This is a genomic window from Listeria monocytogenes, from assembly GCF_041765605.1.
Lineage (GTDB): Bacteria > Bacillota > Bacilli > Lactobacillales > Listeriaceae > Listeria > Listeria monocytogenes_D.
In genome coordinates this window covers 1539564-1555460 of the sequence record NZ_CP168900.1, presented here as the reverse complement: position 1 = coordinate 1555460, position 15897 = coordinate 1539564, and the positions used below count along the sequence as shown (strand labels likewise).

Below are 15897 nucleotides of genomic sequence, written 5' to 3'. Positions count from 1 at the left end.
TCTTTTTATTGTTCGTTATCTTGGAAAAAAGGAAGTCGAATCGTAAAAGAAGTACCTTTATTCGGTTCACTTGTTACGGTAATAGTTCCATCATGATATTCAATCAGCTGCTTCACAATGGATAAACCAATGCCAGATTCGCCAAAAGCGGTATTCGTCCGAGACATATCTGCTTTATAAAACCTTTCCCAAATTTGTTCTAATTCCTCTGTATTCATACCAATTCCAGTATCAGTTATCGTTAAAACAGATTCTTTATAATCTTGAGTGCCAGTTAAAGTAATCTGACCATTTTCTGTAAATTGGACACTGTTTTTGACGATATTGATAAATACTTGCGTTAAGCGATCATAATCTGCATAAATCGCCATATCTTTATCCACTGCGACAGTGATTTTGTTACCTTTCTCACTGGCTACATAATCAAGTTGTTCTTTGATTAACTCAAGGAATTCCTTCCCATTAAACCGGGTTTTATGAAGTTTGATTTTGTTGCTTCGAATTTTTTCATAATCCAAATTTTCATTGACTAGTTTTGTTAGACGTCTCGCTTCTGTATCAATGAGTGCTATGCAACGATCTGTTTCACTTTTGGGAATAATATCATTGACTAGACCTTCTGTAAGACCGCTAATCGTTGTAAGTGGGGTGCGCATTTCATGAGAAACATCCGCAATAAACTGACGGCGCCGTTTTTCTTGTCTTTCAATTTCTTCTTGAGAAATTTCCAGTGTTTGAGTCATCTTATTGAAATCAATCGCAAGCGCGCCAATTTCATCAAAGTTATTTTCTTTTAGTCTGGCTTTGTAGTTGCCTTGAATAACATCTTTCGTCGCTGCTCGTAGTTTGTTGATTCGATTCACTTGTAGTTTGGACAATATCGCACTAAGAATAAGTGCTACGGTTATGGAAAGTAAAATAGTATAAAACATGTAACGATTAATAGTACCAATTACTTGCTCGGTCCCGCTAATAGGTGAATTCAGCACGATAGAACCGACAAATTTATCACCATCCATAATCGGCACATAAACAATCGTCATTTCTCTATTGAATCGATTATCTATTTTCTTGCTAACCGTTTCGCCGCTTTCCAGTTTTTTCTTATCTTCCGAAGAAATCGAAAAGTCTTTAGGTAGAGGCTGGTCCATTTGTGTAGGATAAATCGTTTCGTCATTTGCGTTTTTGATTGTATAATGAATTTTTTTAACATCTAAAGTGCGCTGATACGTGTTTAACACTTGAACCGTTGCATCTTGTGGCGAGTGACGAAGATCCATAGAAATTGTTTCCCCGTAGCTTGTTAAGTCATCTACTTGGCTTTGGTAAAAATAATCTTTTAATGAGTGGGAGACAAGCAGCCCAATCATAATACAAGCAATGAGCAAAATGATAAATTGCGTAAAAAATAGTTGGTAAGCATATTTAAATTTCATTCGCTTCATTCCGTTTCATCAAATTTGTAGCCGACACCCCAGACGGTGTGCAAAAATGGCTTTGTTTCGGTGGCGATTTTTTGGCGTAAACGTTTAATATGAACATCAACGGTGCGCTCATCTCCGTAAAATTGATAGCCCCAAACCTGTTCTAACAATTGCTCTCTTGAAAATACTTGCCGTGGATGTTGCATTAAAAAATAGAGTAAATCGAATTCTTTTGGTGTTAGAGCATCAAGGAGCTCTCCTTGATAAAAAATTTCGCGTGTTCGTTTACTAATTTTAAAATAAGTCGTTTCTAAAATATCTTCATTGTTTTCTGCAGGAGAGGCGCTATTTTTTCGACGTGTCACTGCTTTAATTCGGGCCATTAAGGTAAGTGGGCTAAATGGTTTAGTTACATAATCATCCGCACCCATTTCGAGACCAAGTACTTGATCGGATTCTGACTCCTTAGCCGTTAAAATGATAATTGGCACATCGCTTACTTCACGAATTTTACGGCAAATGGTCATACCGTCCATATTAGGAAGCATTAAGTCAATAATTGCAATATCATATTCATCTTTAAAAAACGCTTCATAACCTTGCTTGCCGTCATGAACGAACGTAGCGTCAATTTCTTCTTTCATAAAGAACATTTCTATCATTTCACAAACACTTACATTATCTTCTATCATAAGTAATTTCATATTCTGTACTCACTCCTCTTACATTAAAACTAGCCTAATTAGACGTAATAATCAAGCCAAATTATTTTTTTCGCGAAAGTTTAAAATATGCATCATAGTTTGTTCATACTTTCTTCATAACTCCCCAGTAATCTTAGTGGAGTAGAAACCGAATGGAGGAAAACACATGAATTTTTTTAAGAGAGCATGGCTCAGCATGAAAGCGAGAAAAGGAAGATCTGTTTTACAATTAATTATTTTCACAGTCGTCTGTGTACTTATTTTATCAGGCTTTACCATTCAATCTGCCGCAGATAAAGCAAGCGAGTTGGCAAGAGAACAACTTGGCGGAACGGTAACACTGACTGTTGACCGAGAAAAACAAATGCAGGCAATGCGAGACGAGGCTGCAAGTAGTGACAGCAGTTCCACAGAATCCAAGCCGCAATTTGAGAGCAGTCCGATAGATGTTAGTGATGCTAATGAATTAGCGAAATTAAATCATGTAGCAAGTTATAATTATTATTCTAGTACACAAGCTTTAGCATCCGGATTTGATCCAATTGAGTCTTCTGGTGATACATCTTCTTCCAGTGATGAAACATCCACAACAACTGAAACACAAGGACCAGGAGGCGGCCAAGGTGGACCGCAAATGGTTGATGCCGATTTAAGCATTAGCGGTTTACTTGATTCTGCTACAAGCACTGATTTTGAAGCAGGAACAAGCGAACTAACAAGTGGTGTAGCAATTACTTCCGCTGACAAAGACAAAAATGTAGCCATGGTAGAAGAGAATTTAGCTAAAGAAAATGATTGGAAAGTAGGCGATTCTTTCACGGTTACTTCCAGTGATGGTAATACAAAAGTAACGTTAAAAATCGTTGGAATCTATAAAACAACTGATTCTGGAAGTGATATGGCACAAAACTTCTCCTTCCTAAATCCTTACAACAAAGTATATGTTCCTTACACAGTAGCCAATACAATTAAAGGCTCTGATTATAAAAATACAGTAGATTCGGCTGTTTATACGATGGATGACGCAGCTAACATTTCTGCTTTTGAAAAAGAAGCGAAAAAAGTTGACAGCATTGATTGGGATACATTTAAACTAGATGCCAATGATACGCTTTACCAACAAATGATTGGGCCGATTAACAGCGTAGCATCTTTCTCTAAAAATGTGGTTTATATTGTGAGTATTGCCGGAGCACTAATCTTGGGCCTACTCGTGATGATGCAAGTGCGTGACCGTAAGTATGAAATGGGTGTACTTTTAGCAATTGGTGAAAAACGTGGCAAATTGATTGCGCAATTCTTTGTGGAAATTTTGATTGTAGCACTTGTTTCCTTTGGCCTAGCTGCTGCAAGTAGTCATTATGTAGCACAATTAGCAGGCAATCAATTATTGGCGCAACAAAATTCATCTACTACTGAAACAACAACGACGACAGAAAACCGTGGTCCAGGTGGTAGTGGACAAGGCGGCGGTCCGGGTGGATTTGGTCAGAGCGTGAGCAACTTGACGAAAAACACCGAACAAATCAAAGAGCTAGATATTCAAGTAACATTAGAAGATATGCTGAAAATGGGCGGAATTGGTATCGGAATTGCCTTTATCTCAGTCCTTTTACCAGCTGCACTCGTTCTTCGTATGAATCCAAAAACAATTCTGACTAAACAGGAGTAGGTGACGATATGACCAAAGTATTAACATTTGAAAATATTTCTTATTGGTATAAAACGAAAGAAGAATCCATTTTAAGTGACATCAATTATGATTTTGAAGCGGGTGTTTTTTATACAGTAGTCGGCAGTTCTGGCTCAGGAAAAACAACTTTCTTATCCCTTGCAGGAGGGCTTGATACGCAAAAAGAAGGGGATATTTTCTATAAAGGTAGCTCACTCAAAAGTATTGGCTTACAACAGTTTAGAAATAAATATGTATCAATTGTGTTCCAAAGTTATAATCTGTTGACCTATATGACCGCACTACAAAATGTCACCACTGCAATGGAAATCACCCATGTCAATCAACCAGACAAAAAAGCCTTTGCACTGAGTATGCTGGAAAAAGTAGGCATCACAGAAGACATGGCACGCCAAAAAGTATTGACGTTAAGCGGTGGACAACAACAACGGGTTTCGATAGCGCGGGCTCTCTGCTGTGAAACAGAATTAATTGTAGCAGATGAACCAACTGGGAATTTGGATGAACGTACTAGTAAAGAAGTAGTTACTTTATTCCAAGATTTAGCACATAAAGAAGGTAAATGCGTTATCATGGTAACGCATGACCCCGAGATCGCAAAAGTATCCGATGTGAAACTAACGCTTAAAAACGGAAGCTTTGTTGAAAAGAAACAATCAACGAATAGTCTAATAAACAGTTGACATTTAGCCATCCGTTCTTTATAATTTAGTTTATTGTTGAATAGAAATTGATACATGATAGGAATATGATTTTGGTTTCCACGTGATTAGAGAGTTTTCCCATGGCTGGAAGGAAAACCACGCTTGCACCAAAATTGCTCTCCCATTAGATGATCCGTCTTATCCACGTTAACAGATAACTGAAGAGGTAATGATACAAAGTCTATATCATTGCAAACAGGGTGGTACCGCGATTTACCAAAATCGTCCCTGTGAGCAATCATATAGGCTTTTTTTGTTGTAAAAACCAAAAGGAGGAAATAAAAAATGAAACAATTATCAAGCGCTGAAGTAAGACAGTTATTTTTAGATTTCTTTAAAGAAAAAGGGCATACTATCGAACCTAGTGCACCACTTGTGCCAAATAATGATCCGACGATTCTTTGGATTAATAGTGGTGTAGCAACAATGAAAAAATACTTTGATGGTTCGGTTATTCCGGATAATCCAAGAATGGCTAATGCTCAAAAATCAATCCGTACAAATGACATTGAAAACGTTGGTAAAACAGCGCGTCATCATACATTCTTTGAAATGCTAGGAAACTTTTCTATCGGTGATTATTTTAAAGAAGGGGCGATTGTTTTTGCTTGGGAATTCCTAACGAGCCCTAAATGGATTGGTTTTGATCCAGATAAATTGTATGTGACTGTGTATCCAGAAGATGAAGAAGCGAAAACGTTATGGCGCGAAAAAATTGGTTTAAGTGATGATCATATCGTCGAAATTGAAGATAATTTCTGGGATATCGGTATTGGACCAAGTGGCCCAGACAGCGAAATTTTCTATGACCGTGGACCTGCTTTTGGTGACGATGCAAGTGATCCAGAATTATATCCAGGTGGAGAAAATGAGCGTTATTTAGAAATTTGGAACTTAGTATTTTCACAGTTCAACCACAATCCAGATGGAACTTACACTCCGCTACCAAAACAAAACATTGATACAGGGATGGGCCTTGAACGGATGGTATCCATCATCCAAGATGCACCAACTAACTTTGAAACAGATTTATTCATGCCTATTATTCGTGAAGTTGAACAAATCGCTGGCGTGAAATATGGCCATTCTCAAGAAAATGATGTGGCATTTAAAGTAATTGCTGACCATATTCGTACTGTAGCATTTGCAATCGGTGACGGTGCTTTACCATCCAACGAAGGACGCGGATATATTTTACGTCGTTTACTTCGCCGTGCTGTTCGTTATGCAAAAGTCCTAACAATCAACGAACCATTCATGTACAAATTAGTACCAGTAGTTGGAAAAATTATGAATAGTTTCTATCCAGAAGTAGAAAACCAAACAGACTTTATCCAAAAAGTGATTCGCACGGAAGAAGAACGTTTCCACGAAACATTAAACGAAGGTCTAGCAATTTTGGAAACAATCCTAAAAACTGCGAAAGAAACAAATGAACAAATTATCAAAGGCGCAGACATTTTTAAATTATATGATACATTCGGCTTCCCTGTCGAATTAACAGAAGAATATGCAGAAGACCATGGCTTAAAAGTGGATCACGCTGGCTTCGAAGCAGAAATGAAAGAACAACGTGACCGTGCTCGCTCGGCTCGTGCTGATGTAAAATCGATGCAAGTCCAAGGCGAACTACTTGCTAATTTAACAGAAAAAAGTGCATTTGTTGGCTATAATTCAACAGAGCACGTTTCAGAAATCTTGTATTTAATCCAAGATGACACGCTTGTGGAGGAAGTTGCAGCTGGAAGTGAAGCACAAGTCATCTTCAAAGAAACACCATTTTATGCAGAAAGTGGCGGACAAGTTGCTGACAAAGGAACGATTGAGAGCGAAACAGGTCTTGCTTATGTAGAAGATGTACAAAAAGCGCCAAATAAACAAAATATACACCGTGTTTCTGTCAAAGAAGGCGTATTAAAAACAGGCGACACAGTGAAACTTGCTGTTGATAAAGTAAAACGTCGCGAAACAATCAAAAATCATACAGCAACTCACCTTTTACACCGCGCACTCAAAGACACATTAGGCGAGCATGTTAACCAAGCTGGATCTCTTGTTTCACCGGATCGTTTACGCTTTGACTTCTCTCATTTTGGTCAAATTACAGAAGAAGAATTAACAAAAATGGAAGAAATCGTGAATGAAAAAATCTGGGAACAAATCAATGTTGTGATTGAAGAAATGCCAATAGCAGAAGCAAAAGAACTTGGCGCTATGGCACTATTTGGCGAAAAATATGGCGATGTGGTTCGTGTGGTACAAGTTGGTAAATATAGTATTGAGCTTTGTGGCGGTGTCCATGTCCGAAATACAGCAGATATCGGGCTATTTAAAATCGTATCCGAAACAGGTATTGGAGCGGGAACTAGACGTATCGAAGCTGTTACTGGAAAAGAAGCATATCGCTTTGTAACAGAACAAGAAAACACATTAAAACATGCAGCGAGTCTACTAAAAACAACAACCAAAGAAACACCGCAAAAAGTAGAACAATTACAAGCTGACTTACGTGAAGTGAAACGCGAGAATGAATCACTATTAAGTAAATTAGCGAGTGCAGCAAGTGCGGATATTTTTGAATCACCAGAAGAAATCGGCGGCGTAAAAGTGATTGCGAAACAAGTGAACGCAAAAGATATGAACCAATTACGTCAATTCGTGGATAACTGGAAAGATAAAAAAATTGGCGGCATTCTTGTTCTAGGCGCTGTCCAAGGAGATAAAGTAAACTTAATATCTGCCGTTTCCGAAGAAGCAATCAAAGCGGGTTACCACGCTGGTAAACTACTGAAAGAAGTAGCAACAAGATGCGGTGGTAACGGTGGTGGACGTCCTGATATGGCACAAGCTGGTGGTAAAAATCCAGCAGAACTAGGAACTGCTCTTGATTACGTTTCCACATGGGTAAAAGAACAACAAGCATAAATTTCATCAGAGCGCCTCATTTTTCTTTGTTATTTCTGTTCACATAGTGTAAAATGAAAAGAGATACATGAAGGAATGAGGTGCTTCGATTATGGATTCAAAAGATCAAACAATGTTTTACAACTTCGGCGATGATTCAATTGAAGAAGATGTAAAAAAATTAATGAAACAAGTCTACGTTGCTCTTGAAGAAAAAGGCTATAATCCCGTAAATCAAATCGTTGGCTATTTACTTTCAGGCGATCCAGCTTATATTCCTCGTCACAAGGATGCTAGAAGTATGATACGTCGTTTAGAACGAGATGAAATTATCGAGGAACTTGTCAAAGCGTATCTGAAAAATAACGAAATTGGTGAGAAATGAGAATAATGGGTTTAGATGTCGGCTCGAAAACAGTCGGCGTAGCGATAAGTGATCCACTTGGTTGGACCGCGCAAGGTGTGGAAACAATTCAGATTGACGAGAATAGAAAGCAATTCGGCTATGACCGCGTAAAAGAGCTAGTGCTCGAATACGAAGTGGAAAAAGTCGTAGTTGGACTTCCTAAGAATATGAATAACACCATAGGACCTCGTGCTGAAAGTTCTAAAATATATGCTGAAGTACTTGAGGCGAGAATCGGTTTGCCTGTTGTACTTTGGGATGAACGCTTAACCACTTCTGCAGCGGAAAGAACTTTGATTGAAGCAGATGTTTCACGTAAAAAACGAAAAGAAGTAATTGATAAGTTAGCTGCAGTAATGATTTTACAGTCCTATTTGGACACTACTAATTAATTTGAGGTGAATTTAATGGCAGAAGAACATAACCATAATCATGAAGAAGAAAATATTATTTGGATCACAAACGAAGAAGGAAAAGAAGAAGCTTACGAAATTCTTTTTGACTTCGATTCCAAAGACTTTGACAAATCTTACGTATTATATTTCCCAGCTGGCAAAGGGGAAGACGAAGAAATCGAAATCCTTGCATCTAGCTATATCCAAGATGAAGAAGGTAAACAAGGTCAACTTAAACCAGTTGAAACAGATGAAGAATGGGATATGATTGAAGAAATCCTTGCAACTTTCTTAGCTGACGAAGACGAAGAATAAAAATTAAAAAAGCATGTCCTGACAACAACTGTCAAGACATGCTTTTTATTTTGCGTTTCTAGCACGTTTATTCCATATTTTGTAAGCAAGGTAGACAACGATGGCTATAACTAAAGCTAACATTAAATAGCTAATTGGTCGCGTATATTTTTCCACAACGCTCCAATTGGAACCTAATGAATAACCAAGCCATGTCAGAAAAATATTCCACGGAATACAACCTAAAATCGTATAGATAATAAATTTCCATACATTCATTTTCGCAATACCGGCTGGTAATGAAATAAACGTTCGAATAACCGGTAATACGCGCCCGAAGAACACAGCCCGTGCTCCGTAACGACCAAACCAAAGTTCTGCTTTATCTAGGTGTTTGACATTTAAGAAAATATATTTCCCGTATTTTAAAACAAGTGCTCTGCCTCCGAATTTACCTATGTAATAAGCAATCAGTGAACCTACTAGATTACCGGAAATACCAGCAAAGACAACGAGCCAGAAGTTAAGTTTCCCAGCTTCCGCCATAAATCCACCGAATAGCATAATAACTTCACTTGGTAGCGGTATACAAACACTTTCAATCAGCATTCCGAGGAAAATACCCCAGTGCCCAAGCGAGTCTACTAACCACATCGTGAAATCTTGCAAACTTTGTATTAATGTATGTAACATCCAAAAGACTCCTTCAATATTTAATTAATTGGCAGAAGCAAGTCTCTGACTGATTCTGTCTTGTTCGTTAAATCACGCTATTTATTATACCGAAAAAACATAAAAACGTCACTTTTTAAGAAAATTTTCCTTATTGAATAGCATTTTTTTTAGATAATCGGTATAATAGATTAGAATTGTTTTCAATGAAATGAGGTCTAAAATGAAGAATACAAAAGGTAAGAAAATTACAATTATAATTTCTGTTATTATTTTAATTTTAGTGATTGCAACTTTTTCAGGTTATTATTATGTAAAATCGCAACTAGAACCAAAAGATGAAGCAAGTAAAGAGAAAATCACCGTAGAAATCCCAGCAGGCTCTAGTATTTCAGACATTTCTACTATTCTAGAAGATAAAAAAGTAATTAATAATGCTTCTATTTTCTCGTTTTATGTAAAATATAATAATGATACGAATTTAAAAGCAGGGAACTATGAATTCAGTCCGTCGATGAACACGGATCAAATCGTCAAAAAAATGCAAGAAGGAAAAACGGTAGCACCTGCCAAACTGGTCATTCCAGAAGGTTACACGTTAGACCAAATTGCTGATAGAATTGTTGCTTATCAACCAAAACTAAAAAAAGCTGATGTACTTAAAACAATGGACGATCCTGAATTTGTTGCTTCCATGATTAAAGCATATCCAGATACAGTAACAAACGATGTGTTAAACAAATCTATTAAACATCCATTAGAAGGTTATTTATACCCAGCTACGTACACTTTCAAAGGAACAGATGTATCTGCAGAACAAATTATTACAGAGATGGTCAAAGCAACAGATGTAAACATTGCCAAGTACCGTGATGAACTAGCAAAACAAAAAATGTCCGTACACAAATTCTTAACGATGTCTTCCATTATCGAAAAAGAAGCAACTGAAAACGTAGATCGCAAAATGATTGCCAGTGTATTTTATAATCGTTTAGCAAAAGATATGCGCTTGCAGACAGATCCAACTGTTCTTTATGCGCTTGGTGAACACAAAAGTAAAACGACTTACAAAGATTTAGAAGTCGATTCACCATACAACACATACAAAAACAATGGATTACCACCAGGTCCAATTTCAAATAGTGGAGACTCTTCGATGGAAGCAGCACTTTATCCAGAAAAAAGTGATTACCTATACTTCTTAGCAAATACAAAAACTGGTAAAGTATACTTCTCTAAAACATTAGAAGAGCACAATAAACTAAAAGAAGAGCATATTACGAAAAATAATTAAAACAACCACTTGTCAGAAGCATGTTTAGCATGTTTTTGGCAGGTGCTTTGTTTGTTAAGATAGGGGATCCTAGCAGTGAATGATATTATTCATGATTATTTATTAAAAAACATTCCTAAGAGCAGTCCTTTTTTTGAAGAATTAGAGGCATATGCGAAGGAAAATGAAGTACCGATTATGGAACCAGATTCTTTGTACTGCTTATTACAGATTTTAGATATCCAAAAACCAAAGCGCATATTGGAGCTTGGGACGGCCATTGGTTACTCCGCTTTAAAAATGGCAGATAAACTTCCTGATGCAGAGATTATCACGGTTGAGCGCGACGAAGAACGATATAAACAAGCAGTACATAATATTCAACGCTACGGGGCTAGTGACAGAGTGAAAGTTTTATTAACAGATGCCATTGAAGGAGCTGAAGAAATTTTGGCTCACGGTCCATTTGACGCAATATTTATTGATGCAGCCAAAGCGCAATATGAGAAATTTTTCCATATTTATACCGATTCTTTAGCTGAAAATGGCGTTATTTATAGTGATAATGTTCTTTTTAAAGGGTTAGCGCTAGATATGACACCAGAAAAACAACGCAAATTACGTGTTGCTAGGAAAATGCGCCATTTTAACGATTTTTTAGTGACGCATCCTGATTTTGAAACAACGACCATTCCGCTAGGGGACGGCCTATCTATTTCCAAAAGAAAGAAAACTGGAGGCGTATCATGACAAAAAAACCAATCGTAGTCGGCGTAACTGGCGGTTCAGGTTCTGGTAAAACTAGTGTAACAAAGGCCATTTGTGATCATTTCAGCGGCCACTCGATTTTGATGATTGCTCAAGATGTCTATTATCACGATCAAGCCAATATTAGTTTTGAAGATAGATTAAAAGTAAATTATGATCATCCACTAGCTTTTGATACGGACTTACTCATTTCACATATTGCCGCACTGCGTCGCTATGAAACCATAGAAAAGCCGATTTATGATTATGCCAAATATACGCGAAAAAAAGAAGTAGAAATCCAAGAACCTAGAGAAGTTATTATTTTAGAAGGAATTTTAATTTTAGAAGATAAACGCCTTAGGGATTTAATGGATATTAAAGTATATGTGGATACCGATGATGATATTCGTTTTATTCGCAGACTTTTACGCGATATGAAAGAACGTGGTCGGACAATGGATTCTGTTATCGAGCAATATCTTTCTGTTGTTAAACCAATGCACAATGAATTCATAGAACCAACGAAAAAATTTGCCGATATTATTATTCCAGAAGGCGGAGAGAATCACGTTGCAATCGACTTAATGACAACAAAAATTGAATCCATCTTGCAAAAACATGTATAAACAACAGGTATCACTTGTCAAATAGAGAAAATTAAGGTAAAATTTTCCTAGTAAAAAGAGAGACAATTGCTTGCTATTTCTAGCGTGGCATGTTAATCTTTCTGACGAGTAGTAATATTTTTGATGAAGGTGCGGAGCGATATCTCCGTGCTTTTCTATACAATAATGAACAAACAAAAAGGAGCGAAATCGATTGGCGACAGAAAAAGTATTTCCAATGACCCTAGATGGGAAAGCAAAATTAGAAAATGAATTACAAGAATTAAAGACAGTAAAACGTAAAGAAGTAGTAGAACGGATTAAAATTGCCCGTAGTTTTGGTGACTTATCGGAGAACTCCGAGTATGATTCCGCAAAAGACGAACAAGCTTTTGTTGAAGGTCGTATCACTACTATTGAAAATATGATTCGTAACGCACAAATCATTGATGCAGCAGAAGCGCATAATGGTTTAGTAACACTAGGAAACACAGTTACTTTCATTGAACTACCAGACGGAGAAGAAGAAACTTATACCATCGTAGGTAGCGCTGAAGCAGACCCGTTTGAAGGTAAAATTTCTAATGATTCTCCAATTGCCAAAGGTTTACTTGGGCATAAAGAAGGGGAAGAAGTAACTATCCAAACACCAGCTGGTGACATGAGCGTTAAAATCGAAAAAATCACTGCATCTTAATATTATCGGATGTTTTTATACAGCGGTTACTTATAAGGTGGTGAATGCAAATGGCAGACAAACGACAATCAAATAACCGTCGAATTAAACAAAACTTGGTGGAAGGATCTCGCTCCCAGCAAAATACAAAACGAAAAAAGACTAATCTAGTTTTAAACGTTTTAATTATCGTGGTAAGCTTACTTATCATTGGTAGTTTGTATTTTGTGCTGTTTAAAACAGAGAGTGATCCTACGCAACAAGATAACAAAACGGCATCTTCCACGGAGAAAAAAGAAGATGCCGCTAAATCAACTAAATCATCCGAGAAAGAAAAAGATTCTTCGGATGATAAAACAACTGAAACAACCGAAAGCGATGACCCGAATGTAGCGAAAGTTATTACCAAAGATTGGAAACCTATCGGTACAGAACAAACTGGTGATCATGTGAATTCGTACAGTTCCACAAGTGTAGATTGGCAAGAAAAACGTAAAGCTTTTTCTGCAGCAACAGATATTCCAATCTCAAATACATCACTTTGGTTTGTAGAGCAAGGCGCTGATCCTGCGACACAAGCAATTGGTACACTTTCTACTAAAGAAAACCCAGACAAAGCATATCGTGTGTATATTACTTGGGTTGACGGTGAAGGATGGCAACCAACTAAAGTGGAAGAGCTTAAAACAAATGACAAAAGATAAAAGCACAGAAGTTAGCTGTTAACGACTGTGCTTTTTTGGAGGTTACATAATGACAATTGGTATTATCGGAGCAATGGAAGAAGAAGTAGAACTTTTAAAAAATAGCATGCCAAGCGTAGAAGAAATTGTTATTGGTGGTGCTAAATTTTACGTTGGCGAAGTTGCTGGCAAAGAAGTAGTGCTTTTAGAGTCTGGTATCGGTAAAGTAAATGCCGCACTTGGAACAACACTTATGGCAGACCGTTTTAAACCAGAAGTAATTATTAACACTGGTTCTGCTGGTGGAATGGCGGAAGGATTAGCTGTTGGCGATGTTATTATTTCTGACCGATTAGCTTATGGCGATGTAGATGTAACAGAATTTGGTTACACTTACGGTCAAGTCCCAAGAATGCCAGCTTTTTATCAAGGAGACGCTGTACTTCTTAAAAAAGCAGAAACAATTTACCGTGAATATTTTGCTGCAAGTGAAAATAAAGCAGTTTATGGACTCGTTGTTACGAATGATTCATTTATTATGCGTCCAGATCAGCACGAAACAATCCGCACTTTTTTCCCAGATGTAAAAGCAGTTGAGATGGAAGCTGCGGCAATCGCACAAGTTGCTTATCAATTTGATATTCCTTTCTTAATTATTCGCGCTATTTCAGACTTAGCGAATCAAGAAGCGACTATTTCATTTGATGAATTCATTCACTTAGCAGCGAAACAATCCGCAACATGTATCATCGAATTACTAAAAACAATTTAAAAAATGCCTGGAGTTTTTAAGCTCCAGGCATTTTTTTATTTGATATATTCTTCTGTTAAAGCAAGGAAATCTTCTACATCTTTGGCAGCAAGAGCAACAGCTTCTTCCCAGAAGTCCGCTTTACGCAAGTCAACACCCAGATGTTTTTCTGCTAGCTGTTCTGTTGTCATCGAACCAGTGTCTTGTAGCAGTGCAATGTATTTATCTTCGTAACTAGCACCTTCTGCTTGAGCTTTATGGTAAATGCCAAGCGAGAACAAATAACCGAAAGTGTACGGGAAATTATAAAACGGTACATCAGCAATGTAGAAATGTAGTTTAGAAGCCCAGAATTGTGGATGATATTCATCCAAGGCATCCAAATATGCTTCTCGTTGCGCTTCTTCCATTAGAGCGTTAAGTCTATCAACCGAAACGACACCTTGTTTACGTGCTTCATAGAAGTTACATTCAAAAATAAAGCGAGCATGAATATTCATAAAGAACGCAATACTACGACCAATTTTATCTTCCAACAACGTGATTTTTTCTTCTTTCGTTTTTGCATCTTTCACAGAAGCATCCGCAATAATCATTTCGGCAAAAGTTGAAGCAGTTTCTGCCACGTTCATCGCATAATCAGTATTTTCAAATGGTTCATCGCGAATCACGTGTGAATGGAATGCGTGCCCAAGTTCGTGAGCAAGAGTAGCGACTGTCCCAGGAGCTCCATCATACGTCATGAAAATTCGGCTTTCTTTTTCGACAGGGAAGTCGGTACAAAAACCACCAGGACGTTTATTATCACGGTCTTCCGCTTCAATCCAACCTTTTTCAAAAGCTGATTGCGCAAAGTTCGCCATTTTCGGGCTGAATTTGTTAAATTGCTCAATAATAAATTCGGCGCCTTCTTGATACGAATATTTCTTAGGTTCGCTTGAAAAGACAAGAGGAGCCTCTACATCATAAAAACTTAATTTTTCAAGGCCAAGTAATTTCGCTTTTCTGTCTAAGAATCGAACAAAAGTAGGTTTGTTCGTTTGGATGACATTCCACATTGATTTTAACGTTTGTTCATCTAAACGATTAATTGCAAGAGGTTCATCTAGAATATTATCCCATTTACGAATATCATATGTAGCTAAACGGAATCCTGATAAATGATTTAACGTATCGCTAAATAAACGAGCTTCACTTTGCCATACACGTGTATATTCTTTGAAAACTGCTTGGCGAACCGCGCGATCAGGGTGATTTAATAAGTTTAGGGCTTGACCAGCAGAAACATCTTTTTCTTCTCCGTCAATGGTAACATGCATGCGGAGTTTACCGACAATGGTATCATAATGATCAGACCAACCACGATATCCATCGACCGCTAATGAATTAATAGCTGCTTCTTGTTCTTTACTCCCTTTTTTACGGCGGCTCGTACGCGCTTCACTTAAAATAAAGCTAATTTGCGATAAACCATTTTGTTCCATTAATTCGTCCCAAACACGGTCAGAAACTTGCGCAAATTTGTCATGCCATTCATCTTCGGCTGTAGCTAGAGTTGCGACGTATTGATAAATTAACGCCGAAAGCTCATTTGCACGCGAGTCATTGATATCAGCGGAAGCAAGACATTCTAAAAATGATCCAGCTGTGAGTAAAATTTTAGATATATCTGCATTTTGATTAACGAGAAGTAAAAATTCAGCAGAAGCTTCCACATTTTCAGGAACATCCCACTCCGCAACATTTACGACAAAGCTGTCTAAATCAGCTTTTACCTCTTGAAGTGTTTGTTGTAATTCTTCAGAGCCGCTGCCGCCAGCATATATATTTTCTAAATCCCATGTTAATGCATAATCTTTTGACATTTGTTTACCTCCTTAAAAATAACGTTTCCTTTCATATTATAGCATTTTTCTAAGGTTTTTTTGTAAAATAAGCAGAAAGATGGTAAAATTTATAGATT

At 37.4% G+C, this 15897-nt stretch carries 16 protein-coding genes; 12 read left to right on the top strand and 4 right to left on the bottom strand.

The features are described from left to right. Positions 1–5: 5 nt before the first annotated feature. Entirely contained in the window at positions 6–1445 is a 1440-nt protein-coding gene (pieS, locus tag AB2Q86_RS08000) for a two component system sensor histidine kinase PieS (RefSeq protein ID WP_014589074.1), read from the bottom strand. Then, positions 1442–2128 carry a two component system response regulator PieR gene (gene pieR, locus AB2Q86_RS07995; protein ID WP_003730152.1) on the bottom strand — a complete coding sequence of 229 codons (687 nt, stop codon included), beginning with the start codon at positions 2126–2128 and terminating at the stop codon, positions 1442–1444. Before pieR ends, pieS begins: the two co-directional genes overlap by 4 nt. A 166-nt stretch (positions 2129–2294) precedes the next feature. Here pieR and AB2Q86_RS07990 point away from each other — a divergent pair, with 166 nt between their 5' ends. From AB2Q86_RS07990 to AB2Q86_RS07965, 6 genes are all read left to right on the top strand, one after another. Next, positions 2295–3800, top strand: coding sequence for an ABC transporter permease (locus AB2Q86_RS07990; RefSeq protein ID WP_003730151.1), 1506 nt, complete (start codon positions 2295–2297; stop codon positions 3798–3800). 8 nt (positions 3801–3808) lie between these two features. Continuing rightward, entirely contained in the window at positions 3809–4504 is a 696-nt protein-coding gene (locus tag AB2Q86_RS07985) for an ABC transporter ATP-binding protein (RefSeq protein WP_003725979.1), read from the top strand. 306 nt (positions 4505–4810) lie between these two features. After that, positions 4811–7450, top strand: coding sequence for an alanine--tRNA ligase (gene alaS / locus AB2Q86_RS07980; RefSeq protein WP_012581290.1), 2640 nt, complete (start codon positions 4811–4813; stop codon positions 7448–7450). A gap of 91 nt (positions 7451–7541) precedes the next feature. Continuing rightward, a complete protein-coding gene (locus AB2Q86_RS07975; protein ID WP_003719797.1) occupies positions 7542–7814 on the top strand; it encodes an IreB family regulatory phosphoprotein in 273 nt (90 codons plus the stop codon). Beyond that, entirely contained in the window at positions 7811–8227 is a 417-nt protein-coding gene (gene ruvX / locus AB2Q86_RS07970) for a Holliday junction resolvase RuvX (protein WP_003730148.1), read from the top strand. The genes AB2Q86_RS07975 and ruvX overlap by 4 nt, the downstream gene beginning before the upstream one ends. 15 nt (positions 8228–8242) lie before the next feature. After that, positions 8243–8545: a DUF1292 domain-containing protein gene (locus tag AB2Q86_RS07965; RefSeq protein WP_012581291.1), complete on the top strand. Its 303-nt coding sequence runs from the start codon at positions 8243–8245 to the stop codon at positions 8543–8545. A gap of 45 nt (positions 8546–8590) precedes the next feature. On the opposite strand, the gene AB2Q86_RS07960 is transcribed toward AB2Q86_RS07965, so the two are convergent. Further along, on the bottom strand, positions 8591–9217 hold the full coding sequence (locus tag AB2Q86_RS07960) for a DedA family protein (protein WP_003730146.1): 627 nt from the start codon (positions 9215–9217) through the stop codon (positions 8591–8593). A gap of 202 nt (positions 9218–9419) precedes the next feature. Here AB2Q86_RS07960 and mltG point away from each other — a divergent pair, with 202 nt between their 5' ends. The 6 genes from mltG to AB2Q86_RS07930 all read left to right on the top strand — a co-directional run bounded on the left by mltG (position 9420) and on the right by AB2Q86_RS07930 (position 13955). After that, entirely contained in the window at positions 9420–10490 is a 1071-nt protein-coding gene (gene mltG, locus AB2Q86_RS07955) for an endolytic transglycosylase MltG (protein WP_012581292.1), read from the top strand. A 75-nt stretch (positions 10491–10565) separates the two neighbouring features. Then, complete coding sequence (locus AB2Q86_RS07950; protein WP_012581293.1) at positions 10566–11219, top strand: O-methyltransferase; 654 nt, start codon at positions 10566–10568, stop codon at positions 11217–11219. Continuing rightward, entirely contained in the window at positions 11216–11845 is a 630-nt protein-coding gene (gene udk / locus AB2Q86_RS07945) for a uridine kinase (protein ID WP_003725973.1), read from the top strand. The genes AB2Q86_RS07950 and udk overlap by 4 nt, the downstream gene beginning before the upstream one ends. Positions 11846–12038: 193 nt before the next feature. Continuing rightward, entirely contained in the window at positions 12039–12521 is a 483-nt protein-coding gene (gene greA / locus AB2Q86_RS07940; RefSeq protein ID WP_003722004.1) for a transcription elongation factor GreA, read from the top strand. A 50-nt stretch (positions 12522–12571) separates the two neighbouring features. Next, complete coding sequence (locus AB2Q86_RS07935; RefSeq protein WP_003730143.1) at positions 12572–13204, top strand: DUF1510 family protein; 633 nt, start codon at positions 12572–12574, stop codon at positions 13202–13204. A gap of 49 nt (positions 13205–13253) precedes the next feature. Further along, positions 13254–13955, top strand: coding sequence for a 5'-methylthioadenosine/adenosylhomocysteine nucleosidase (locus tag AB2Q86_RS07930; RefSeq protein ID WP_012581294.1), 702 nt, complete (start codon positions 13254–13256; stop codon positions 13953–13955). A gap of 35 nt (positions 13956–13990) precedes the next feature. Here the strand turns inward: AB2Q86_RS07930 and AB2Q86_RS07925 are convergent, their stop codons facing one another. Continuing rightward, positions 13991–15799 carry a M3 family oligoendopeptidase gene (locus AB2Q86_RS07925; protein ID WP_012581295.1) on the bottom strand — a complete coding sequence of 603 codons (1809 nt, stop codon included), beginning with the start codon at positions 15797–15799 and terminating at the stop codon, positions 13991–13993. Between the last annotated feature and the right edge of the window lie 98 nt (positions 15800–15897).

Coding starts and splice junctions, on each gene's coding strand:
- pieS (WP_014589074.1), bottom strand. CDS start 1,445: ATGAAGCGAATGAAATTTAAATATGCTTACCAACTATTTTTTACGCAA.
- AB2Q86_RS07935 (WP_003730143.1), top strand. CDS start 12,572: ATGGCAGACAAACGACAATCAAATAACCGTCGAATTAAACAAAACTTG.
- pieR (WP_003730152.1), bottom strand. CDS start 2,128: ATGAAATTACTTATGATAGAAGATAATGTAAGTGTTTGTGAAATGATA.
- AB2Q86_RS07990 (WP_003730151.1), top strand. CDS start 2,295: ATGAATTTTTTTAAGAGAGCATGGCTCAGCATGAAAGCGAGAAAAGGA.
- AB2Q86_RS07965 (WP_012581291.1), top strand. CDS start 8,243: ATGGCAGAAGAACATAACCATAATCATGAAGAAGAAAATATTATTTGG.
- mltG (WP_012581292.1), top strand. CDS start 9,420: ATGAAGAATACAAAAGGTAAGAAAATTACAATTATAATTTCTGTTATT.
- AB2Q86_RS07930 (WP_012581294.1), top strand. CDS start 13,254: ATGACAATTGGTATTATCGGAGCAATGGAAGAAGAAGTAGAACTTTTA.
- udk (WP_003725973.1), top strand. CDS start 11,216: ATGACAAAAAAACCAATCGTAGTCGGCGTAACTGGCGGTTCAGGTTCT.
- AB2Q86_RS07925 (WP_012581295.1), bottom strand. CDS start 15,799: ATGTCAAAAGATTATGCATTAACATGGGATTTAGAAAATATATATGCT.
- ruvX (WP_003730148.1), top strand. CDS start 7,811: ATGAGAATAATGGGTTTAGATGTCGGCTCGAAAACAGTCGGCGTAGCG.
- AB2Q86_RS07975 (WP_003719797.1), top strand. CDS start 7,542: ATGGATTCAAAAGATCAAACAATGTTTTACAACTTCGGCGATGATTCA.
- alaS (WP_012581290.1), top strand. CDS start 4,811: ATGAAACAATTATCAAGCGCTGAAGTAAGACAGTTATTTTTAGATTTC.
- AB2Q86_RS07960 (WP_003730146.1), bottom strand. CDS start 9,217: ATGTTACATACATTAATACAAAGTTTGCAAGATTTCACGATGTGGTTA.
- AB2Q86_RS07985 (WP_003725979.1), top strand. CDS start 3,809: ATGACCAAAGTATTAACATTTGAAAATATTTCTTATTGGTATAAAACG.